Origin of the sequence: Actinokineospora terrae (genome assembly GCF_900111175.1) — a bacterium.
In the GTDB taxonomy this organism is placed as follows: Bacteria; Actinomycetota; Actinomycetes; order Mycobacteriales; family Pseudonocardiaceae; genus Actinokineospora; species Actinokineospora terrae.
Genome location: NZ_FOGI01000004.1, coordinates 302,686 through 323,374, shown reverse-complemented (window position 1 = coordinate 323,374; position 20,689 = coordinate 302,686). Strand labels below are relative to the sequence as shown.

Sequence of the window (20,689 nt, the reverse complement as noted above, 5' to 3'; positions counted from 1 at the left end):
ACTCCGGATCAGGTGCCCGGGGGCCGCGCGCACGGCTTGCTCGATCCAGGCAGGCCAGTAGGGTCGGTCTCCGTGAAAGCCGTACGTCGATTCACCGTCCGCGCCGGGTTGCCCGCGCCGCTCGCCGACCTCGGGGTGCTCGCCACCAACCTGCGGTGGACCTGGCACCCGCCGACCCAGGACCTGTTCGCCGATGTCGACCGCGACATCTGGGCGGCCGTGGGCGGTGACCCGCTGCACCTGCTGGCCAAGGTGCCCGCGGAGCGGCTCGACCGGCTCGCCGCCGACCCGGCCTTCCTCGACCGGGTGGCCGGGGTCGCCGACGACCTGCGCCGCTACCTGCGGGAGCCGCGCTGGTACCAGCGCCACGACACCGGGAACAACGGCAGCAGGCTGCCCGCCTCGATCGCCTACTTCTCGATGGAGTTCGGCGTCACCGAGGCGCTGCCCAACTACTCCGGCGGCCTCGGCGTCCTGGCGGGCGACCACCTCAAGGCGGCGTCCGACCACGGCGTGCCGCTGATCGGCGTCGGGCTGCTCTACCGCTCCGGCTACTTCCGCCAGTCGCTCTCGCTCGACGGCTGGCAGGTCGAGCACTACCCGGTGATCGACCCGAACGGGTTGCCGCTGGAGCCGCTGACCGAGCCGTCCGGCGCGCCGATCCTGGTGCACGTGGCGATGCCCGGCGGCCGGGTGCTGCGCGCGCGGATCTGGAAGGCCCAGGTCGGCCGGGTGCCGCTGCTGCTGCTCGACTCCGACATCGAGGAGAACGCCGAGGACCTGCGCGGGGTCACCGACCGGCTCTACGGCGGCGACCAGGACCACCGCATCCGCCAGGAGATCCTGGCCGGGGTCGGCGGCGTCCGCGCGGTCCGCACGTACTGCGAGCTGACCGGCACCCCGCAGCCCGAGGTGTTCCACACCAACGAGGGCCACGCCGGGTTCCTCGGCCTGGAGCGGCTGCGCGAACTGGTCTCCGGCCAGGCGCTCGACTTCGACCAGGCGCTGTCCGCGGTCCGCGCGGGCACGGTGTTCACCACCCACACCCCGGTCCCGGCCGGTATCGACCGCTTCCCGGTCGACCTGGTCCAGCACTACTTCGGCGACGGCACGCTGCTGCCCGGCATCGACCTGCGCCGGGTGCTCGCGCTGGGCGCCGAGGACAACCCGGGCATGTTCAACATGGCCCACATGGGACTGCGGCTGGCCCAGCGCGCCAACGGCGTGTCCCGGCTGCACGGCGCGGTCAGCCGCGACATGTTCGGCGGCCTGTGGCCCGGGTTCGACACCGACGAGGTGCCGATCAGCTCGGTCACCAACGGCGTGCACGGCCCCACCTGGGCGGCCCGCGAGATGACCGAGGTCATCGGCGACCCGGCCGACGAGGGCTACACCGGCGTCGCCGACTCGGTGTCCGACGGCGAGCTGTGGGCGCTGCGCGGCACGCTGCGCCGCCGCCTGGTCGACGAGGTCCGCAAGCGGGTCCGCGCGGCCTGGTTGCAGCGCGGCGCCTCGGCGCTGGAACTGGGCTGGACCGACTCGGTGTTCGACCCCGATGTGCTGACCGTCGGCTTCGCCCGCCGCGTCCCGACCTACAAGCGGCTCACCCTGATGCTGCGCGACGCCGAGCGGCTGCGGGCCCTGCTGCTGCACCCGCAGCGCCCGGTCCAGCTGGTCGTGGCGGGCAAGTCGCACCCGGCGGACGACGGCGGCAAGGCGCTGATCCAGCAGATCGTCCGCTTCGCCGACGACGCGGGCGTGCGCCACCGGATCGTGTTCCTGCCGGACTACGACATGAACATGGCCCGCTACCTCTACTGGGGCTGCGACGTCTGGCTGAACAACCCGATGCGCCCGCTGGAGGCCTGCGGCACCTCGGGCATGAAGGCGGCCCTCAACGGCGGCCTCAACCTGTCCATCCGGGACGGTTGGTGGGACGAGTTCTACGACGGCAGCAACGGGTGGGCCATCCCGACCGCGGACGGCGTCACCGATCCCGTGCGCCGCGACGACCTGGAGGCGGCGGCGCTCTACGAGCTGCTCGGCTCCCAGGTCGCGCCGCTGTACTACGACCGCGACGCCGCCGGGGTCCCGGCGCAGTGGATGGCGATGGTCCGCCACACCCTGTCCTCGCTCGGCCCGCGCATCCAGGCGACCCGCATGGTCGGCGAGTACGTGGAATCCGCCTACGCCCCCGCGGCCGCCGCCGGTGCCATGGCCCAGGTCGACGACTTCCGGGTCGCCAAGGACCTGGCCGACTACCGGCACCGCCTGTTCACCGCGTGGAACCGGATCAAGGTCGTCGACTGCGAGCTGGCGGTCGAGGACAACCACTCGCCGGTGATCGGCGAGACGGTCCGGGTCAACGCCACCGTCGACCTGGCCGGTCTCGACCCGTCGGACGTCGAGGTCCAGGCCGTCATCGGCCGGGTGGGCGACAGCGACGACCTCAGCGACGTGGTGACGGCGGTGATGTCGCCGACCGAGGGCGGGCACTACACGACGGAACTGGCCCTGCCGCACGCGGGCGCGCTGGGCGTGACCGCCCGGGTGCTCCCGAAGCACGGGCTGCTGGCCACTCCGGCGGAGTTGGGCAAGGTCGTCCTGGCTTGACCGCTCGTTGCGCCCGCGTGGGGAAACTCGCGCGGGCGCAACGGTTCTACTGCTCGATCCAGCGGACCAGGAAGCTCTTGGGCCAGGTGCCGGTGTGCACGCCCATGGAGCGGTTGAGGGTCGTCAACGCCCAGGTGCCCTGGTCCGTCTCGATGATCCCCGACACGGCGTCGTACGGCAGGTCCGTGCGTTGGGACCCGCGGCCCGCCACGTGCTCGACGTGCCCCTGCCTGGTGGCCAGCCACGCCGAACGGCCGTCGCGCCCCACCGACAGCGAGTAGTGCCCGCCACCCGCTTCGACCTCGGGCAGTTCCGCGGCGGCCACCGGCTCGGCGTCGTTGTCCACTGTGGTCGCCAGTGCCACGGGCGGGAAGGCGGTCCAGGCGACGCCCGCCGCGGTGACCACGGCGTCGTCGACCCGGGGGAGCTTGGACTGCGCGCCCGCCGCGAGCAGCGTCGCCGGGTCCCGCCTGATCAGTTGGTACTGCCCCGAGAGCGACTCCGCCTCGGGCAGGTGCAGCGTCCAGATCGAGCCCGCCCCGGCCATCACCCGCGCGACCCGGCCCCCGGTGTCCACCTGCCCGAGCGCAGCGCCGGTGGTCTTGTCGTAGGCGGCCAACTTGCCCGCGGTCGTGCCGACGTAGAGGAACCGGCCGAGGATCGCGAACTCGCCCGACACGTTGTCCGGCAACCCGACCACGTCCCGTTGATCGTCGGCGAGGTCGACCAGCCGCGACGGTGTACCCGGGACCAGCGCGAGCACGCGACCGTCGACGACCGCCACAGCGCTGGCGGTCAACGGAATCGGGTGCGCGCTCTTCGCGGCGAGGTCCACCCGCACCACACCGCCGTCAGCCTGCCGGACCCACGCCTGGTCGCCGCCCGCGTGGTGCACCGAGACCGCTTCCGCGGGTAGGGCGATCTCGGTGCGGACGTGCACGACCGGAAGTGCTCGCGCGGCACCGTGGTCGAGGGTGAACTGGCTGAACACCGCCACGACGAACGGGATCACCAGCACGGCGAGCAGGATCCCCAGCCGTCGCCGCCCCGCCGTCGCGGCCTCGGCGGCGTACGAGAGCAACGGCCGGTCGTCGAGCTGCCTCGGCGCGGTGCCGAACACGGCCCGGACCGCCTCGCGCGGCGACGTGATCGGCGGGGGGTCGTGCGCCGGGACCTTGCCGAGGACCGCGAGGATCCCGTGGAACACCCCGCGCAGCGCGGACGGGCCGACGAGGACGAACACGAGCACCGCCGGTCCCAGACCGAGCAGGACCCGCCAGAGCGGGACGCCGACGACACCACCGAAGATCAGGAAGATCAGGGTGAACGCGGGACCCTCGAGCACCATGAGCGCGAACCCGGCGGTGGCGAGCACGTAACCCGCGCGCTCGGGCAGGTTCACGTCCCGGCGCGTCGCCGCCAGCCACGACAGCGTCAGCGTCGCGGCGAGCGGCACCCCGTAACCCAGGATCGCGTTGGCCAGCAACGGGAACCACCACAACGGGTAGGTCGGGTTCAGGTGGTGGCCGCCGAGCTCGGTCAGCCGGGTGATGCCGTAGAACGCGCCGCCACGCCCGCTCTGCACCACGGTCACTGCCGTGAGCGCCAACAGCACACCCCCGGCGACCGTGAAAACCCCCAGCGCCCACGCGAACCCCTGCCAGAACCGGGCATCCCCCAACCGCAGGACGAAAACCAGCCCCAGCGTCACCCCCGCGACCCACCCGACCGGCGGTGGCGGCACATCCCAGACCGCGGCGACCAGCGCCCCGACCCCGATCGTGCCCAGCACCACACCCAGGGGCACCACCTGCTGCCGGGACCAACCCCCCACCCGCGCCCGCCACCGCAGCACCAACCCCACGACGAGCAGCCCCACCGCGGCCACCTTGAGACAACCCTGCACCGCGCTGAGAACCCCGATGACCGACTCGACCACGATCCCCTCCCGCAGCCACCCGCAAGATCGCCTCAACCAGGACGTCGCCCACCCCCGAACCCCTGTTACGGCACACCCCGGACGGACCAGGGGAGTGCGGGGCACTGGTCAGTGGGCGGAACGCACGCGCACTACGAGTGGACGTCCGCAGGCTTCGACGTGTTGTCGTTGGACGCGTTGGTGGAGGAGTTCCATACCGTGGTGGAGAGTGCGACGACGACGCGTTTCGGGGTACGGACGAAGGCGTCCACCGAGGCGTGGGCGTTCGAGATCGCTCGGCGGCGGATCGTGGGGTGGTCGTAGGGCCCGCCTAGGCGATGTCGAGGCGGGTGCGGGTCTCGGCTACCCGGGGCCACCAGGGGACCACCTGCTCGGCTTCGGTGAGGGCCGTGCGGGCGGCCTTGTTGTCGCCCGCGGCCATGTGGGCGCGGGCGAGGGTGGCCAGGTCGTCGGCGCGGCCCAGGCGGTCGTCGGTGGTGTTGGCGGAGTGGCGGGCCAGGGAGATGGCCCTGGCGGTGTTGCCGAGGATGAGTTCGCGCAGGGCCCGGCAGCCGTCGAGGCGGTGGGTGGGGTAGCCGAGGGTCTCGGCGTTCTCCAGGGCCTGGTCGGCGGTGCCCATGCCGAGTTCGGCGGACAGCTGGCCGGACTCGACGGTCGCGTAGGCCAGACCGGCCAGGGCGGCGAAGGACACGGCGGCCTCCTGCGGGGTCTGCGTCGTGTCGCCCGCGATGGCCATCGCCTGCAACAGTGCTTCGGCGTACCGGCCTTGTGCTTGCAGGACCAGGACTCGCGCGGCCGTTGCGGTGCGCAGGCTCGGGTAGCGATCCGACAGTTCCGCCGCCATCGCCGATGCGCGGGCGAGTTCGCCGTCCTGCACCGCGTCCACCGTCGCGGTCACGAGCGGCGCCGCGTCCAACTGTTGCGCCTGGACGCCGCTCATCCGCGGCAGGTGCAGCACGAGCCACCCCGTTGACGTCGACCCGGGCAGTTTGCGCGGCACCAGCGCGTGCGCCACCGCCGCCGCGCAGGCGATCGCCAGGCCCAGGCTGAACCCGTCGGACACCGCCAGCGCCGTCGCCGCCACTGTTGCGATCGCCGCGAACGCCGAACACAACGCCGCGCCCCACATCCGCTTGCGTGCGGGTGCCTTGCCCGGTCCCACCGACACCGACAGCAGCAGCGGCACCGCCCGCAGCACCACCGCACGCCGCGCGGTGGTCCAGTCCACCAGCCTGGTCCCGATGCCGATGACCACCTTGTGCACCCGCGCCCCCAGCAGCACGGCCCCCACCAGCATCCCGACCTGCAGCGACATCAACCCCAGCAGCAGCCCCACCAGCGCGCCGACGACGCCCCACCCGACCTCCCCGGTGGACCGGTAGCCGAACCCGACGGCCGCGCACACGACCGCGGTGAGGATGGTGAGGGGGTGGCGGACCACCCGGGTGAGGCGCACGAGCAACAGACGCCCGGGGTCGAGGTGGGGTTCCGCAGGTCAGGGACGTGAGGAATCCGCGTGTTCGCCCTGGTTAGGCTCAGGGCATGTTCGTCAAGGTCTGCGGGTTGCGCACCCCCGCCACCGTCGCCGCCGCCGTCGAGTCCGGCGCTGACGCGCTGGGCTTCGTCTTCGCCGAGAGCGTCCGCCGGGTTGGTGTCGAGCAGGCCCGCGAGCTGGCCGCCGCCGTCCCCGCGCACGTGCTCACCGTCGGTGTCTTCCGGGGGATCGACGCCGCCGACGCCGCGCGGATGACCGTCGACGCCGGGCTCGGCGCGCTGCAACTGCACGGCGACTACCCGCGCGCCGCCTTCGACACCGTGGTCGGCGGGCCGTTCCAGGTCATCCGCGCCACCTCGCTCGGTCCCGACACCGACCTCGACCCCTGGGGCGCCGACATGGTGCTGCTCGACGGGGCGGTCGCCGGGTCGGGGGAGCGCTGGGATCTGTCCACACTGGACACCAGGCGCCCCTCGGACCCGTGGCTGCTCGCCGGGGGCCTGAGCCCGGACACCGTCGCCGAGGCCATCGCCGCCGCCCGCCCGTGGGGGGTGGACGTCTCCAGCGGCGTCGAGTCGAGCCGGGGCGTCAAGGACGCCGGGCTGATCCGCGACTTCCTCGCCGCCGCCAAGGGGGCGTGACGGCCCGGCGCACCCCGGGCCGCCACGGCTCAGGGGACGGCGGGGGTCCCGCCCGCGCGCACCGGCAACCCGGCCGCTGCCCAGGCCCGGAACCCGCCGACCAGGTCGGTCGCGTTCACCAGCCCCAACTCCTTGATGTCGCGCGCCGCGAAGCTCGACGCGTACCCCTCGTTGCACAGCACCACCACAGTGGTCCCCGCGTCGAACCCGTCGATCCGGTGCTCGCCCTCGGGGTCCAGCCGCCACTCCAGGTGGATCCGCTCGACCGGGATCGACCCCGGGATCTCCCCCTCCGCGACCCGGTTCACCACCGGCCGGATATCGATGAACACCGCCTCGCCGCGCTCCCGCAGCACATTCGCCGCCCCCGGCTCCACCCGCGCCAACCCGGCCCGAGCCGCCGCCAACCGATCGTCCACAGCACTCACCGCACGCCTCCCTCTACCGACCGACGCTGTCCATTCACGTCGCGCACCGCGTCAGTCAAGGACACGTGTGCCGCGTAAACCGCTCATCGGGCCAGGCGGGGGATGGGCAGGGCGGGGATCTCGTCCGGCACGTCCCGCAGGGTCGCGTACTCGCGGGTCGGCACCAGTGGCGGCGAGTAGGCGTGCACGCTGGCCGCCTTCACCTGGCCCAGGTTGCGCACCTGGTGCGCGCGCCCCTGTCCGAACCCGATCGACGCCCCCGCCGAGTGCTGGTGGTCGCGGATCGGCCCGGACGGGTACCGGTAGGTCTCCGCGAGTTCGCCGAACAGGACGGTGAACGAGCCCGCCGCGCCGCCGTGGTCGTGGGGGGCGGTGCCCTGGCCGGGGAGCCAGGACAGCAGCCACAGCTCCACCTCGTCGGTCACCGCGAGGCGGGTCCACCAGCGCTGGGGGCTGGCGAAGCGGACGACCTCGACCAGGCGGGTGCGGAAGTCGGCGGTGACCGTGGCGGTCAGCTCGCGCAGCTCCCTCGGCGTCCACAGCGGATCGCGCGGGGCGACCAGTTCGTGCAGGCCGGGGTGGTCGAAGCGGGGGTGGATGTCGGTGGTCAACGCCGGTGCGGTCATCGCTGGGCTCCTCGTCGGGTGTGGGCGGGCTCACACGCGGCGGCACCCGGTGTCAGTCGGACACGGGGGTGCGCCGCGCGCGGCTACAGCCGCAGGAGGCGACGAGGAGCAGGTCGACGACGCGGTCGCACCACAGCGGCGGGGACGACACGGACCTGGTCACAGGCCGATCGTGGCATGGGCCAACCGGCCCAGCCACGGATCTCACTGTCTGGTACTGATCACCCGGGTCACTGGTTGACGCGCGGCGCCCGCAGCAGCACCGTGGTCCGCCCGGGCAGGGTGATCCGCTTGCCCGGCGGCAGCGGGTCCGTCTCCTTGGGCACACCGCGCGGGGTGCCGGAGTCGAGCACCGGGATGTAGCGGCGGCCGTACCGCTCGGACGGCAGCACCACCTCGACCCGGTCGGCGCCGGAGTGCACCAGCAGCAGCCACGAGTCGTCGGCGACCAGTTCGCCGTCGCGGTCGCGGGAGAGGCACTCGGACCCGTCGATCCACATGCCCAGGGTGCGGCGGGACTCGTCGAACCAGTCCTGTTCGGTCATCGGCTCGCCGTCCGGGCGCAGCCACAGCAGGTCCGGTTCACCCGAGCGGGTGGGCCTGCCGTCGAAGAACTGCGGCTGGCGCAACGCGGGCGACGAGGCGCGCAACGCGATCAGCCGCCGGGTGAACGCCAGCAGGTCGTCGGCCCTCGGGTCGGCGCTCCAGTCCACCCAGGAGGTCTGGTTGTCCAGGCAGTACGCGTTGTTGTTGCCGTGCTGGGTGCGCCACCGCTCGTCCCCGGCCAGCAGCATCGGGGTCCCGGTGGACAGCAGCAGCGTCGCCAGCAGGTTGCGGGCCTGCCGGTCGCGCAGCGCCAGCACCGCCGGGTCGCCGGTCTCGCCCTCGACCCCGCAGTTCCACGACCGGTTGTCGTTGGTGCCGTCGGCGCCGTGCTCGCCGTTCTCGTGGTTGTGCTTGTGGTCGTAGGACACCAGGTCGCGCAGGGTGAACCCGTCGTGCGCGGTGACGAAGTTGACCGATGCCCACGGCCGCCTGCCCGCGTACAGGTCCGACGACCCGGACAGCCGGTACGCCAGGTCCCGCAGCCCGGTGCCGCCGCGCCAGAAGTCGCGGGCGCCGTCGCGGAAGCGGCCGTTCCACTCGGCCCACTGCGCGCCGAACCCGCCGACCCGGTAGCCCTCCCCGGTGGCGTCCCACGGCTCGGCGACCAGCTTGCGGTTGGCCAGGACCGGGTCGGTGGTGATCGCGGTGAGCAGCGTCGCGTCCGGGTCGAACGCGCCGGAGTGCGGGCGGCCCAGCGCGCTGGCCAGGTCGAGCCGGAACCCGTCGACGCCCAGTTCGGCGGCGAAGTAGCGCATCGAGTCGACCACCAGCCGCACCACCGTCGGCGACCCCGGGTCCAGGGTGTTGCCGCAGCCGGTGATGTCGCGGTCGCGGCCCTCGTCGTCGATGGCGTAGTAGGCGGGCGCGTCGAACCCGCGGAACGACAGCGTCGGCCCGGCGACCCCGCCCTCGCAGGTGTGGTTGTAGACGACGTCGAGGATCACCTCGATGCCGACCGCGTGCAGCGCGGCCACCATCGTCCGGAACTCCTCCACCTCGTGCCCGGCCCGGCTGGCGTAACCGGCGTGCGGTGACAGGAACCCGAGCGTGGAGTAACCCCAGTAGTTGTGCCTACCGGAGCGCAGCAGCATCGGCTCGTCGGCGTGCGTGTGCACCGGCAGCAGCTCTACCGCCGTCACGCCCAGCCGCACCAGGTGCTCGATGACCGCTGGGTGCGCCAGGCCCAGGTAGGTGCCGCGCAGGTGCTTGGGCACGTCCGGGTGCAGCTTGGTGAAGCCCTTGACGTGCAGCTCGTAGACCACGGTCTCCTCGAACGGCACGTCCGGGCGCCGCCCGGTGTCGGGGCCGCCGGGGGAGGTGACCACCGACAGCGGCACCCCGCCGAGCGAGTCGATCCGCGACGGGCCGCCGGTCATCGGGTCGCCCCGGTAGCCGCGGGTGGCGGCCAGGTCCGGCACCGCGCCGGTGATCCGCCGCGCGTACGGGTCGACCAGCAGCTTGTGCGGGTTGCAGCGCAGGCCGCGGCGCGGGTCGTACGGGCCGTGCACCCGGTAGCCGTACCGCTGGCCGGGGGTGACACCGGGGACCACGCCGTGCCAGATGCCGAAGGTCCGCTCGGTCAGCTCGACGCGCTGCTCGGTCTGCTTGCCGTCCTCGTCCTCGGCCACCAGGCACAGCTCCACCGCGTCGGCCACCGACGAGGCCACGGCGAACCGCACCCCACCGGCCTCGGGGTGGGCACCGAGCGGGAACGGGCTACCTGGGCGCGGGGCTGAGTACGGCACCACCCCATCCTGGACCAGACGGCCGACGCTATCGAGACGCGCGGGCCATCGAAGATCGGATCGAGACGTGACCCGCGGCTCAGAGCCGGTAGGTGTGGTGCTCGAACGAGTCATCCGGCGGCGCTTGCGCCGATCTCCGCCGCACCCGCGGTGGCTGCTCGGACCCGGATGGCCCAGCCGATGCCACCAGTTCGGTGAACAGCGCCTGGTGCTCCGCCCACCCCCGCACCGACGGCGCCGACAGGGTCAGCAGCAGCATCCGCCCCGTCCCCGGCTCCGGCACGAACCCCTGCAACTGCGCCACCAGCGGCTGCCGCGCCCTGGCCTGCTCCACCCCGGGAACCCGCTGCGCCACCACGACCGGCCCGACCCCGCTCGCCACCAGGATCGTCTGCCGCACATCCGGCCCCCCGACGTCCTCCACGGAGTCCCGCACCGCGTCCGCCGTCCCGATGTCCCACCCCTCCGGCACCAGGAGCACCACCCCGGTCAGCAACGCCGGATCAGCCTGAGCGGGCGTCACCACGGCCATCAGGAGAGCCCCCTCCCGCAACACCCCTTCAACGGCCTCCGCCGCCAACGCCTCCAGATCGGCCTCCGCCCCCCGCGGCGCGTCCCGCAACGCGCCGATGATCCCGGCGTACTCCTTGACAGCCCGCACCGGATCATCCAGCGGTATCCGCCGCGCCTCCGCGGGCATCGCCAGCCTCACTCGACGTCTCCCATCGCTTCGATGAATGGGGTGGAAGCCTCAGTCAGCGTCACTTGACGTGGTCCCTGGTGCTCGCGGCGACCGTGTTGACCACCGCGCTCTCCGCGCTGGACCGGCCTGGGTTGCCCGCCAGCTTGAGCAGCTCCAGCTCCCGCCGTTGCTCCGGGGTGAACTGCACCCCCGCCGCCTGGGCCGAGCGCACCGCCGCGTCCACGCTCGCCGAGTACGCCTCGCCCGCCGCGCGCAGGCGTCCGAAGGCGTCGCGTTGGGCGGGGGTGAACTTGGCCGGGTCCTGGAAGCGGGAGGCGATCTTGTCGCCCTTGTCCCGCAGGTCCTTGGCGGCCTTCTCCCGCAGCGCGGCCCCCGTGGAGCCCTGTTCGGCGGCGAGGCGGCGCAGGGTGCGGACGTCCTTCACGGCCTTGCCCGCGCCCGCCGAGGTGAACCCCTCGACCGCCCCGTCGCGGGCGCCCTTGACCGTGCGGCGGACCCGGTTGCCCGTCTCCACCGCGTCGTCGGCCAGGCCCTTGCCCGCGCCGACCACGCCCGAGGTGATCGTCCGGCCGGGGACCAGCCCGAGGCCGATGTCCACCCACGACGGCGCGTTCGACGACCCGGCCGCCTTCTGCGCCAGGCCCGTCAGCGCGTTGATGCCGCCCGACGCCGCCGACACCGTCCCCGCGATCGGCGCCACCACCTCGCCGACCCCCGGGATCAGCAGCGACCCCGCCGCGATCGCCGCCGACGCGCTCGACACGATCCCCGAGGTCTTGCCGACGCCGTCGAGGGTCTGCACGACCCAGCCGTCGTTCTCCGGCTTGAAGACCTCGTCCGGGCCGCTGCGGATCTTCGCCGCCGCCTCGTCCGCCTCCTTGCGGTGCTTGCGTTCGAGCCGGTGCGCGTCCGAGATCACCTGCTCGAAGGCCGCCCGAGCCGCGCCTGCCGCCCGCACCGCCCCCAGGAACGCGTCGTACCGAGCGCCGTACGAGGGGCTGCCGACGTCCCGCGGGATGGCCCCGGCGGCCTTGGTCTGGGCGTCGGCTGCGGCGTCGACCTGCTCCTTGAGCCTCTTGGCCCGCGCCTCCAGTTCCCCGGCGCGGTCCTGGTTGGCCTTCATCCGATCCGCCCAGGTCGTCAGCGCCTGGCTGACCTCCTGGATCGACTCGGCGCCCTTCGCGATGCCCCTGGGCAGGTCGTCGCCGTGGTCGCTGAACTCCTCGGCCGCCGACCCGCCCCACTCGGCGTCGTCGGTGATCTTGCAGGCCTCGGTCAGCCTCGGCCCCACCGCGGCCAGCATGACCTGCGCCTCCGCCAGTTCGACCAGCATCGACCGCACCGCGGACTGCTCACCGGGCGTCGGGTCGAACCCGAGCGTGGGGTAGTTCACGGCGTGCCCCCGGTCAGGTCGTTGAGCCTGGCCTGCTGCACGGCCGCGCCCCCGCGCAGCGCGTTCAGCTGGGCTTCGGCGACACCACGCTCGACCGCCAGCCGCATCCGGTCCGCGCCGCCCTGCTCGACCTGCTCGTAGTTGGCCACCGCCGAGCGCACGTTGTCGGCGATCTTGCCGATCTTGTCGCGCATCGCGCCGAGGTCGTCGCGCCACTGGTCGGCCACCTCCTGCGCCGCCGCCGCGATGTCGCCCGGCCCGAGATCACCCGCCGACAGCGACAACCGGTTCGCCGCGACCTCGACCTCGTCGGCCAGCGCGCGCAGCTCGCCGACCCGGATGGCCAGGCTGGTCGTGTCGACCGTGTACCCCGATGACATGGGCCGCTCCTCTCGTGCCGGGCAAGTCAACCCCGCACCGGGCCGCGGCAGGAGCCGGGGTGCGCAGGGAGGCAAACGCACAGCACCGGTGGGCAAAGGCAGAATGACGGCCGTGACCTCGCGGACTCAGGCCGACACCGGACCCGACAGCACACCGGAAGACCTCGACGACCTCGTCCTGCACATGGCGGGGGTCGGGGTGCGGCGCGGCAGCACCGATCTCCTCAAAGACCTCGACTGGCGCGTCGAACTCGACGAGCGCTGGGTCGTCCTCGGCAGCAACGGTGCAGGTAAGACCACCTTGTTGCGACTGGCTGGCGCGGAGCTGCACCCCAGCACCGGCGTCGTGCACGTGCTCGGCGAGCGCCTCGGCCGGGTCAACGTCTTCGAGCTGCGCACCCGCATCGGCTTCGCCACCGCCGCGCTCGCGGGCCGGGTGCCCGCCGAGGAGAAGGTGCGCGACGTCGTCGTCAGCGCCGGGTACGCCGTGCTCGGCCGCTGGCGCGAGGAGTACGACCAGCTCGACACCGGCCGCGCCGACGACCTGCTCGAGAACCTGGGCATCGCCGGGCTCGGCGACCGCACCTTCGGCACCCTGTCCGAGGGCGAGCGCAAGCGCACGCTGATCGCCCGCGCGCTGATGACCGACCCCGAGCTGCTGCTGCTCGACGAGCCCGCCGCCGGTCTCGATCTCGGCGGCCGCGAGGACCTGGTCGCGCGGCTGACCGACATCGCGCTCGACCCCGACGCCCCCGCCACCGTCCTGGTGACCCACCACGTCGAGGAGATCCCGCCCGGCTTCACCCACCTGCTGCTGCTCTCCCAGGGCGGCGTGGTGGCCCAGGGGCTCATCGACGACGTGCTCACCAGCGAGAACCTCTCGGCCGCGTTCGGGCAGTCGCTGGAGCTGGAGCGCTCCGGCGACCGGTTCTTCGCCCGCCGCCGCGCCTGAGCACCTACCGACAGGTAACCTTCCCGGAATCGCGGACCAGCAGGAGGACACAAGCCGTGGGTGAGTTCGTTTCGCTTGAGGTCGAGGACGGCGTCGGCACCATCCGGCTCGCGCGGCCGCCGATGAACGCGATCAACCGGCAGTTGCAGGCCGAGTTGCGCGAGGTGGCGCTGGAGGCGGGCAGCCGCGCGGACGTCCGGGCGGTGATCGTCTACGGCGGCCCCAAGGTGTTCGCGGCAGGTGCGGACGTCAAGGAGTTCGCGGAGATGTCCTACACCGACATCGCCGACTACGCCCCCGAGCTGAGCGCGTCGATCACCACCGTCGCCCGGCTGCCCAAGCCGACCGTCGCCGCGATCACCGGCTACGCCCTCGGCGGCGGCTACGAGCTCGCGCTGGCCTGCGACCGGCGCATTGCCGGGGACAACGCGAAGGTCGGCCAGCCCGAGACGCTGCTCGGCCTGATCCCCGGCGCGGGCGGCACGCAGCGGCTGGCCAGGCTGATCGGCCCGAGCCGCGCCAAGGACATCGTCTACACGGGACGGTTCGTGGGTGCCGACGAGGCGCTGGCGATCGGGATGGTCGACGAGGTCGTCGCCCCCGACGACGTCTACGCCGCCGCGCGCCGCTGGGCCGGGCAGTTCAGCCACGCCGCGTCCCGCGCGCTCGCCGCCGCGAAGGCCGCCATCGACACCGGCCTGGACACCGACCTCGGCAGTGGCCTCGCGGTGGAGACCAACCTGTTCGCCGCGCTGTTCGCCACCGAGGACCGCACGACGGGGCTGCGGTCGTTCATCGAGAACGGTGCCGGGAAGGCGCGCTTCGATGGCCGCTGACCCCATCCCGAACCCGCACGCCACCGCTGAGCAGGTGCAGGCCGCGTTCGCCGACCCCAAGCTGGCCAACGTCCTCTACCACGACTGGGAGGCGGGGACCTACGACGAGAAGTGGTCGATCTCCTACGACCAGCGCTGCATCGACTACGCCACCGGCCGCTTCCGCGCGGTCGCCGGTGACGAGGGCTGGCCGTACAAGACGGCGATGGAACTGGGCAGCGGCACCGGGTTCTTCCTGCTGAACCTGATGCAGGGCGGCGTGATCGCGAAGGGCTCGGTCACCGACCTGTCGCCCGGCATGGTCGAGGTCGCCCTCCGCAACGCCCGCGGTCTGGGCCTGGACGTCGATGGCCGGGTCGCCGACGCCGAACGCCTCCCGTACGACGACGACACCTTCGACCTGGTCGTCGGCCATGCGGTGCTGCACCACATCCCCGACCTGCCCGCCGCCTTCCGCGAGGTCCGCCGGGTCCTCAAACCGGGCGGCCGCTTCGTGTTCGCGGGCGAGCCCACCCGCATCGGCGACCGCTACGCCCGCCGCCTCGGCCAGGCCACCTGGTGGCTCACCACCAACCTCACCAAGCTCGGCTTCCTGCGCTCCTGGCGCCGCCCGCAGTCCGAACTGGACGAGTCCTCGCGCGCCGCCGCCCTGGAGGCCGTGGTCGACCTGCACACCTTCGACCCGACCGAGTTGGAGACCACGGCGCGCGACGCGGGCCTGGTCGAGGTCAGGGCGGAGACCGAGGAGCTCACCGCCGCCCTGTTCGGCTGGCCGGTGCGCACCTTCGAGGCGGCCGTCCCGCGCGAGAAGCTCGGCTTCGGCTGGGCGATGTTCGCCTTCCGCACCTGGCAGCGGCTCTCCTGGCTGGACGACACGGTGCTGCGCAGGGCCCTCCCGCGCGAGCTCTTCTACAACGTCATGATCACCGGCCGCAAGAGCGGCTGAGGAGTCCACTCCGGACACCCCGCTGGTACCCGGGCGGCGCGTCGGCGCCGCCGGTGTACCAGCGGCCAACCCGTCCCGTTCGCGTGCTCCGGGGATCGGTTAGCGTTGCGGCCCATGACGTCCATGTGGGGTTCGCCCATCGCCGGGCGGGTGCGGTCCTGGTCGCGGCGGGACCCGGAGCAGGCCCGGTTCCTCACCGCGGCGTCGCTGCGCTGGGTGCTGCGGCACCGGGCGTACACCCCCTGGTACCTGGTGCGCTACTGGCGGTTGCTCAAGTTCCGCCTGGCCAACCCGCACATCGTGCTGCGCGGCATGGTGTTCCTCGGCAAGGACGTCGAGATCCACGCCCGCCCCGGGTTCGGGCGCCTGGAGATCGGTCGTTGGGTGCACATCGGGGACGGCAACGCGATTCGGTGTCATGAGGGGTCGTTGCGCATTGGCGACAAGGCGGTGTTCGGGCGGCAGAACGTGGTCAACTGCTACCTCGACATCGAGATCGGGTCGGCGGCGCTGGTCGCGGACTGGGTGTACGTCTGCGACTTCGACCACGTGACCGCCGACGTGCACCAGCCGATCAAGGACCAGGGGATCGTGAAGGCGCCGGTGCGGATCGGGCCGGACACGTGGTTGTGCACGAAGGTCACGGTCACCAAGGGCACCCGGATCGGGCGGGGCAGCGTCATCGGGGCGCACGCGGTGGTGCGGGGGGACATCCCGGATTACGCGGTCGCGGCGGGGATCCCGGCGAAGGTGGTCCGGGATCGGCGGGACGCCTACGAGGCGGATGCCGTGCGGCGGGCGGCGGTCGAGGACATGGCGCGCAAGGCCGCGAAGGCGCTGCGTGACACCCTCGACTCGTAGTGACCCCGGGCGGGTACCCGTCAGTAGCCTCGGTTACCGTGCGCGGGTGACGACTCTGCCGCTGACTGGTGAACGCACTGTGCCAGGCATCGACGAGGAGAACTACTGGTTCCGTAGGCACGAGATCGCGTATCTCCATCTAGCCGCGCACTGCGAAGGTAAGACCACCCTCGAAGCAGGCTGCGGTGAGGGCTACGGCGCCGCGCTTCTCGCTGAGCGGGGCAGCGTAATCGGGCTCGACTACGACGAGTCGGCTATCGCGCACGTGAGCAAGAAGTACCCGGCTGTCCGCGCCGTCCGCGGGAACCTGGCCTACCTGCCGCTGCGGGATGGTTCCGTCGACGTGGTCGCGAACCTCCAGGTGATCGAACACCTCTGGGACCAAGCGGGGTTCCTGCGGGAATGCCACCGCGTCCTGCGCCCCGGTGGCCGATTGTTGGTCACCACGCCCAACCGGATCACCTTCTCGCCCGGCCGCGACACCCCGCTGAACCCGTTCCACACCCGCGAACTGGCACCGTCCGAACTGGACGACCTGGTGCGCGCGGCCGGGTTCACCACCGAGTACCTCGGCGGCGTCCACCACGGCCCCGCCCTGCGCGACCTCGACGCGCGCTTCGGCGGCTCGATCATCGACGCCCAGGTCGAGGTCGCCGTCGCGGGGACCGGTTGGCCGGATGACCTGCTGACCGCCGTCGCCGGTGTCGCGGCGGCGGACTTCGAGGTGACCGAGCGGGACCTCGACGCCAGCCTCGACATCGTCCTGGTCGCGCGCGCATGACCGAGGTCGGCGGGTTCGCCCTCGTCCTGCACAGCCACCTGCCCTGGCTGCCGCACCACGGCACGTGGCCGGTGGGGGAGGAGTGGCTCTACCAGGCGTGGGCGCACTCTTACCTCCCCCTTGTCGACATGCTGCGCCGCCTCGGCGACGAAGGTGCGCGCGACGTCCTGACTCTCGGCGTTACTCCTATCCTCGCCGCGCAGCTCGACGACCCGTACGCGTTGCGCGCCATGCACGACTGGCTGGGCAACTGGAACCTGCGTGCTCAGTTCGCGGGCGTCCAATGGCGTGGCGACGACCCGAGGCTGCGAGAGATCGCGGCCAGTGAGTACCGAGCGTCGGCGGCAGCCTTATCCGAGTTCGAAGCTCGTTGGCGCCATGGGTTCTCCCCGGTGCTACGGCCCTTGGTCGACGGTGGGGTTATCGAGCTGATCGGCGGCCCCGCGACCCACCCGTTCCAACCGCTGCTAGACCCCCGACTGCGAGCGTTTGCGCTCAGGCTTGGTCTTGACGACACGGCGCTGCGCGTCGGTCGTGCGCCAGAGGGCATCTGGGCGCCAGAGTGCGGATACGCGCCAGGCATGGAAACCGGGTATGCGGCGGCGGGGGTACAGCGCTTTCTCGTGGATGGCCCAGCGCTCCACGGAGACACCGCGTTCGCCCGCACGGTAGGTGACTCGGACGTCCTCTGCTTCGGCCGCGACCTTGAGGTCACCTACCGCGTGTGGTCACCCAAGGCCGGTTACCCCGGCGACAACGCTTACCGGGACTTCCACACCTACGACCACCCGTCCGGTCTCAAGCCCTCACGCGTGACCGGGAGAAACGTCGCCCCGCACGACAAGAAGCCCTACGAGCCCGCCCTCGCCGCAGAGGCACTACAGCGCCACGTCCACGACTTCGTCGACACCGTTGTCCGACGGCTCAAGGAACTCCGCGACCTCCACGGCCGCCCAGGGCTTGTTGTCTCTGCCTACGACACTGAGCTGTACGGCCACTGGTGGCACGAAGGTCCCGCCTGGCTAGAGGGCGTGCTGCGTGCGTTGCCCGAAGCCGGCGTGCACGTGACAACACTTCGCGGTGCCATCGATGCCGGTTACGTGGCGGGCTCGGTAGAGCTACCGGCATCCTCTTGGGGATCCGGCAAGGACTGGCGTGTATGGGATGGCGCGCAGGTAGCGGACCTGGTCGACGATGGCGCTGCCCTGCAACGCGACCTGCTAGACCTCATCGACACCACCCCTGCGTCAACAGGCCGTGACCCCGTTCTGGACCAGGTAGTCCGTGAGGCGCTTTTAGCACTGTCCAGCGACTGGGCGTTCATGGTCACCAAGGACTCCGCCGCCGACTACGCGCGTCGCAGGGCCGCCGTGCACGGTGAGCGCTACGCGGAACTCGCGGCGCTTGTCAGGGCCGGGTCGACCGGGCGCGCGCGGGCCAGGGCGGGAGAGCTGCGGCAGGTCGACGGCCCGTTCGGCGGCCTCGACGCACGCGCCCTGCGTACCCACGAGTAGGGTCGCACCACCATGCGCGTGCTGATGTTGTCCTGGGAGTACCCGCCGGTGGTCGTCGGCGGCCTCGGCAGGCACGTGCACGCCGTCGCCAGGCACCTCGCCGCGCTCGGCGACGAGGTCGTCGTGCTGTGCAGGCACGAGGCGGGCACCGACGCGCACACCCACCCCACCGAGGACGGCGTGCACGAGGGCGTCCGGGTCGTGCGGGTCGCCGAGGACCCCGCGCACCTGGTGTTCGAGAAGGACCTGGTCGCCTGGACGCTGGCCATGGGGCACGCCATGATCCGCGCGGGCCTCGCCCTGCTGCGCGACTGGCGCCCCGACGTCGTCCACGCCCACGACTGGCTGGTCACCCACCCCGCGATCGCGCTGGCCGAGCAGGCGGGCGCGCCGCTGGTCGCCACCATCCACGCCACCGAGGCCGGACGGCACAGCGGCTGGCTCTCGCAGCCGCTCAACCAGCAGGTCCACTCGGTCGAGTGGTGGCTCGCCCACCGCGCCGACGCGCTGATCACCTGCTCGTCGGCGATGCGCGCGGAGGCGGCCCACCTGTTCGAGGTCGACCCGGACGCGATCACCGTGATCCACAACGGCATCGAGCCCCGCGACTGGCGCATCCCGGCCCGGTCCGTCCGCGCCGCCCGCGCCAGGCACAGCCCCGACGACGCGCCGCTGCTGGTGTTCTTCGGCAGGCTGGAGTGGGAGAAGGGCGGCCACGACCTGATCGCCGCGCTCGCCAAGGTCCGCCGCTCGCACCCGGGCACCCGGCTGGTCGTGGCGGGCAAGGGCTCCCAGGCCGACAACCTCGCCGACCTCGCCCGCAAACTCCGCGTCCGCCGCGCCATCGACTTCGTCGGGCACCTGTCGGACCGCTCGCTGGTCGCCACGCTGTCGGCCGCCGACGCGGTAGTGCTACCCAGCCGCTACGAGCCCTTCGGCATCGTCGCCTTGGAGGCCGCTGCTGCCGGCGCGCCTCTGGTCGCGTCCACGGCCGGAGGGTTGGGCGAGGTCGTCCTCGAAGGCGAAACCGGCCTGTCCTTCACCCCCGGTGATGTCGACGCCCTCGCCGCCGCCATTCGCCGCGTCCTCAACGACCCCACCGCCGCCCGCCGCCGCGCCCGCGCCGCCAAGGCCCGCCTCCCCGAGGCCTTCTCCTGGACCACCATCGCCACCCAGACCACCACCGTCTACCGCGCCGCCCAATCCCGCCCCCACGCCCCCCTGGGCCGCCCCAAGATCCCCACCGGCAACGCCTTCACCTGACCCGCGTTGTCATCGCTCCGGGCGGAAGGGGCCAGGGGTTCGGAAGCCGGGCCGGGTCAGCGTTTGATGCCGAGGCCGCCGACTATGCAGTACTGGACCTCGTCGAGGGGCTTGAGGCGGGGGCCGTCCGGCCACCACTCGGCGCAGAGGGTGACGCCGGGGGCGATCATCTCGAGGTCGTGGAACATGGCCTCGATGGCGGGGCGGGTGCGGAACAGGCCGGTACCCATGGGGCTGTGCAGGAACACGTCCTCCATGCGGCGGGCCAGCGGGGAGTACCGGGTGGTCTCCGGGTCGAAGAAGTGCGAGATGCCGACGACCGAGCCCGGCGGTAAGGCGTCGATGTAGGTGGCCATGATGTCGGCGGGGGAGCGGGCGCCGTCGTAGTGGTGGATGGTGCCCATCTGGAACAGGGCGACCGGCTCGGTGAAGTCGAGGTTGCGCCGCACGGTCTCGTTGGCCAGGACCGCTTCCGGCTCGAAGATGTCCTCGGCGATGAAGTGCGTGCGGTCGTTCTCCTCCAGCAGCGCGCGCCCGTGCGCGAGGACCACCGGGTCGTTGTCGACGTACACCACCGTCGAGTCCGGGCGGATCCGCTGCGCGACCTGGTGGGTGTTCTCCGCGGTCGGCAGGCCGGAGCCGCAGTCGAGGTACTGGCGGATCCCGGTCTGCAGCGCGATGAACCGGGTGGCCCGGATGAGGAACTCGCGGTTGTCGAACGCCAGCTGCGCGGCCTCGGGGGCGACCTGCTGCACCTGGCGCAGGACCTTGCGGTCGATCTCGTAGTTGTCCTTGCCGTTGAGGAAAGCGTCGTACACCCGGGCGATGCTGGCCTTGCTCGTATCGATGTGGACCGGCTCGCGGGGCACCATGGCTTCCTCACAGAACGTCGTAGACCGTGGACGTTGCGCACTCAAGGAGTACGCTCACCCTAGGGGTACCCGTGGTGTCGATGCCACGCTGGGTT

At 72.3% G+C, this 20,689-nt stretch carries 19 protein-coding genes; 10 read left to right on the top strand and 9 right to left on the bottom strand.

All coding sequences use genetic code 11. The features are described 5' to 3' along the window. The first annotated feature begins 72 nt into the window (after window positions 1-72). Window positions 73-2,613 carry an alpha-glucan family phosphorylase gene (gene glgP / locus BMY07_RS10010; protein WP_092776791.1) on the top strand — a complete coding sequence of 847 codons (2,541 nt, stop codon included), beginning with the start codon at window positions 73-75 and terminating at the stop codon, window positions 2,611-2,613. A 46-nt stretch (window positions 2,614-2,659) separates the two neighbouring features. On the opposite strand, the gene BMY07_RS10005 is transcribed toward glgP, so the two are convergent. Continuing rightward, the gene (locus tag BMY07_RS10005) at window positions 2,660-4,552 is read right to left on the bottom strand and encodes a hypothetical protein (RefSeq protein WP_092776789.1); all 1,893 of its coding nucleotides are present in this window, start codon (window positions 4,550-4,552) and stop codon (window positions 2,660-2,662) included. A gap of 111 nt (window positions 4,553-4,663) precedes the next feature. Between BMY07_RS10005 and BMY07_RS10000 the strand changes: the two genes are divergently transcribed. After that, entirely contained in the window at window positions 4,664-4,855 is a 192-nt protein-coding gene (locus tag BMY07_RS10000) for a hypothetical protein (RefSeq protein ID WP_092776787.1), read from the top strand. A gap of 7 nt (window positions 4,856-4,862) precedes the next feature. Here the strand turns inward: BMY07_RS10000 and BMY07_RS09995 are convergent, their stop codons facing one another. Further along, entirely contained in the window at window positions 4,863-6,008 is a 1,146-nt protein-coding gene (locus BMY07_RS09995; RefSeq protein WP_092776785.1) for a tetratricopeptide repeat protein, read from the bottom strand. Between the two features lie 86 nt (window positions 6,009-6,094). On the opposite strand from BMY07_RS09995, the gene BMY07_RS09990 reads away from it, so the two are divergent. Then, on the top strand, window positions 6,095-6,688 hold the full coding sequence (locus BMY07_RS09990; RefSeq protein ID WP_092776783.1) for a phosphoribosylanthranilate isomerase: 594 nt from the start codon (window positions 6,095-6,097) through the stop codon (window positions 6,686-6,688). 29 nt (window positions 6,689-6,717) lie between these two features. On the opposite strand, the gene BMY07_RS09985 is transcribed toward BMY07_RS09990, so the two are convergent. The 6 genes from BMY07_RS09985 to BMY07_RS09960 all read right to left on the bottom strand — a co-directional run bounded on the left by BMY07_RS09985 (window position 6,718) and on the right by BMY07_RS09960 (window position 12,569). Next, on the bottom strand, window positions 6,718-7,116 hold the full coding sequence (locus BMY07_RS09985) for a rhodanese-like domain-containing protein (RefSeq protein ID WP_092776781.1): 399 nt from the start codon (window positions 7,114-7,116) through the stop codon (window positions 6,718-6,720). Between the two features lie 83 nt (window positions 7,117-7,199). After that, entirely contained in the window at window positions 7,200-7,742 is a 543-nt protein-coding gene (locus tag BMY07_RS09980) for a cysteine dioxygenase (RefSeq protein WP_092776779.1), read from the bottom strand. A gap of 230 nt (window positions 7,743-7,972) precedes the next feature. Continuing rightward, window positions 7,973-10,093 (bottom strand): glycogen debranching protein GlgX, encoded by a 2,121-nt coding sequence (gene glgX, locus BMY07_RS09975; RefSeq protein ID WP_425426257.1) that lies wholly within the window; start codon window positions 10,091-10,093, stop codon window positions 7,973-7,975. A 79-nt stretch (window positions 10,094-10,172) separates the two neighbouring features. After that, window positions 10,173-10,805 carry a hypothetical protein gene (locus tag BMY07_RS09970; RefSeq protein WP_092776775.1) on the bottom strand — a complete coding sequence of 211 codons (633 nt, stop codon included), beginning with the start codon at window positions 10,803-10,805 and terminating at the stop codon, window positions 10,173-10,175. A 49-nt stretch (window positions 10,806-10,854) separates the two neighbouring features. Beyond that, window positions 10,855-12,189, bottom strand: a complete 1,335-nt coding sequence (locus tag BMY07_RS34250; RefSeq protein ID WP_092776773.1) for a hypothetical protein — start codon at window positions 12,187-12,189, stop codon at window positions 10,855-10,857. Continuing rightward, entirely contained in the window at window positions 12,186-12,569 is a 384-nt protein-coding gene (locus BMY07_RS09960; RefSeq protein ID WP_092776771.1) for a WXG100 family type VII secretion target, read from the bottom strand. The genes BMY07_RS34250 and BMY07_RS09960 overlap by 4 nt, the downstream gene beginning before the upstream one ends. A gap of 103 nt (window positions 12,570-12,672) precedes the next feature. On the opposite strand from BMY07_RS09960, the gene BMY07_RS09955 reads away from it, so the two are divergent. The 7 genes from BMY07_RS09955 to BMY07_RS09925 all read left to right on the top strand — a co-directional run bounded on the left by BMY07_RS09955 (window position 12,673) and on the right by BMY07_RS09925 (window position 19,722). Continuing rightward, a complete protein-coding gene (locus BMY07_RS09955; protein WP_092776769.1) occupies window positions 12,673-13,521 on the top strand; it encodes an ABC transporter ATP-binding protein in 849 nt (282 codons plus the stop codon). Between the two features lie 56 nt (window positions 13,522-13,577). Further along, window positions 13,578-14,357, top strand: a complete 780-nt coding sequence (locus tag BMY07_RS09950; RefSeq protein ID WP_092776767.1) for an enoyl-CoA hydratase/isomerase family protein — start codon at window positions 13,578-13,580, stop codon at window positions 14,355-14,357. Continuing rightward, window positions 14,347-15,303: a class I SAM-dependent methyltransferase gene (locus tag BMY07_RS09945; RefSeq protein WP_092776765.1), complete on the top strand. Its 957-nt coding sequence runs from the start codon at window positions 14,347-14,349 to the stop codon at window positions 15,301-15,303. Before BMY07_RS09950 ends, BMY07_RS09945 begins: the two co-directional genes overlap by 11 nt. Before the next feature lie 114 nt (window positions 15,304-15,417). Beyond that, window positions 15,418-16,164, top strand: coding sequence for an acyltransferase (locus tag BMY07_RS09940; RefSeq protein ID WP_092776763.1), 747 nt, complete (start codon window positions 15,418-15,420; stop codon window positions 16,162-16,164). 46 nt (window positions 16,165-16,210) lie between these two features. Further along, the gene (locus BMY07_RS09935) at window positions 16,211-16,945 is read left to right on the top strand and encodes a class I SAM-dependent methyltransferase (RefSeq protein WP_245782297.1); all 735 of its coding nucleotides are present in this window, start codon (window positions 16,211-16,213) and stop codon (window positions 16,943-16,945) included. Next, the gene (locus BMY07_RS09930; protein WP_092776759.1) at window positions 16,942-18,459 is read left to right on the top strand and encodes a 1,4-alpha-glucan branching protein domain-containing protein; all 1,518 of its coding nucleotides are present in this window, start codon (window positions 16,942-16,944) and stop codon (window positions 18,457-18,459) included. Before BMY07_RS09935 ends, BMY07_RS09930 begins: the two co-directional genes overlap by 4 nt. 12 nt (window positions 18,460-18,471) lie before the next feature. Next, entirely contained in the window at window positions 18,472-19,722 is a 1,251-nt protein-coding gene (locus BMY07_RS09925) for a glycosyltransferase family 4 protein (RefSeq protein WP_092776757.1), read from the top strand. 56 nt (window positions 19,723-19,778) lie between these two features. On the opposite strand, the gene BMY07_RS09920 is transcribed toward BMY07_RS09925, so the two are convergent. Beyond that, on the bottom strand, window positions 19,779-20,594 hold the full coding sequence (locus tag BMY07_RS09920; protein ID WP_092776755.1) for an SAM-dependent methyltransferase: 816 nt from the start codon (window positions 20,592-20,594) through the stop codon (window positions 19,779-19,781). Window positions 20,595-20,689: the final 95 nt, after the last annotated feature.

Bases quoted from the DNA above. Each gene is read 5' to 3' on its own strand.
- BMY07_RS09990 (WP_092776783.1), top strand. From the start codon at position 6,095: ATGTTCGTCAAGGTCTGCGGGTTGCGCACCCCCGCCACCGTCGCCGCC.
- BMY07_RS09980 (WP_092776779.1), bottom strand. From the start codon at position 7,742: ATGACCGCACCGGCGTTGACCACCGACATCCACCCCCGCTTCGACCAC.
- BMY07_RS09960 (WP_092776771.1), bottom strand. From the start codon at position 12,569: ATGTCATCGGGGTACACGGTCGACACGACCAGCCTGGCCATCCGGGTC.
- BMY07_RS09955 (WP_092776769.1), top strand. From the start codon at position 12,673: ATGACGGCCGTGACCTCGCGGACTCAGGCCGACACCGGACCCGACAGC.
- BMY07_RS09945 (WP_092776765.1), top strand. From the start codon at position 14,347: ATGGCCGCTGACCCCATCCCGAACCCGCACGCCACCGCTGAGCAGGTG.
- BMY07_RS09940 (WP_092776763.1), top strand. From the start codon at position 15,418: ATGACGTCCATGTGGGGTTCGCCCATCGCCGGGCGGGTGCGGTCCTGG.
- BMY07_RS09930 (WP_092776759.1), top strand. From the start codon at position 16,942: ATGACCGAGGTCGGCGGGTTCGCCCTCGTCCTGCACAGCCACCTGCCC.
- BMY07_RS09925 (WP_092776757.1), top strand. From the start codon at position 18,472: ATGCGCGTGCTGATGTTGTCCTGGGAGTACCCGCCGGTGGTCGTCGGC.
- BMY07_RS09920 (WP_092776755.1), bottom strand. From the start codon at position 20,594: ATGGTGCCCCGCGAGCCGGTCCACATCGATACGAGCAAGGCCAGCATC.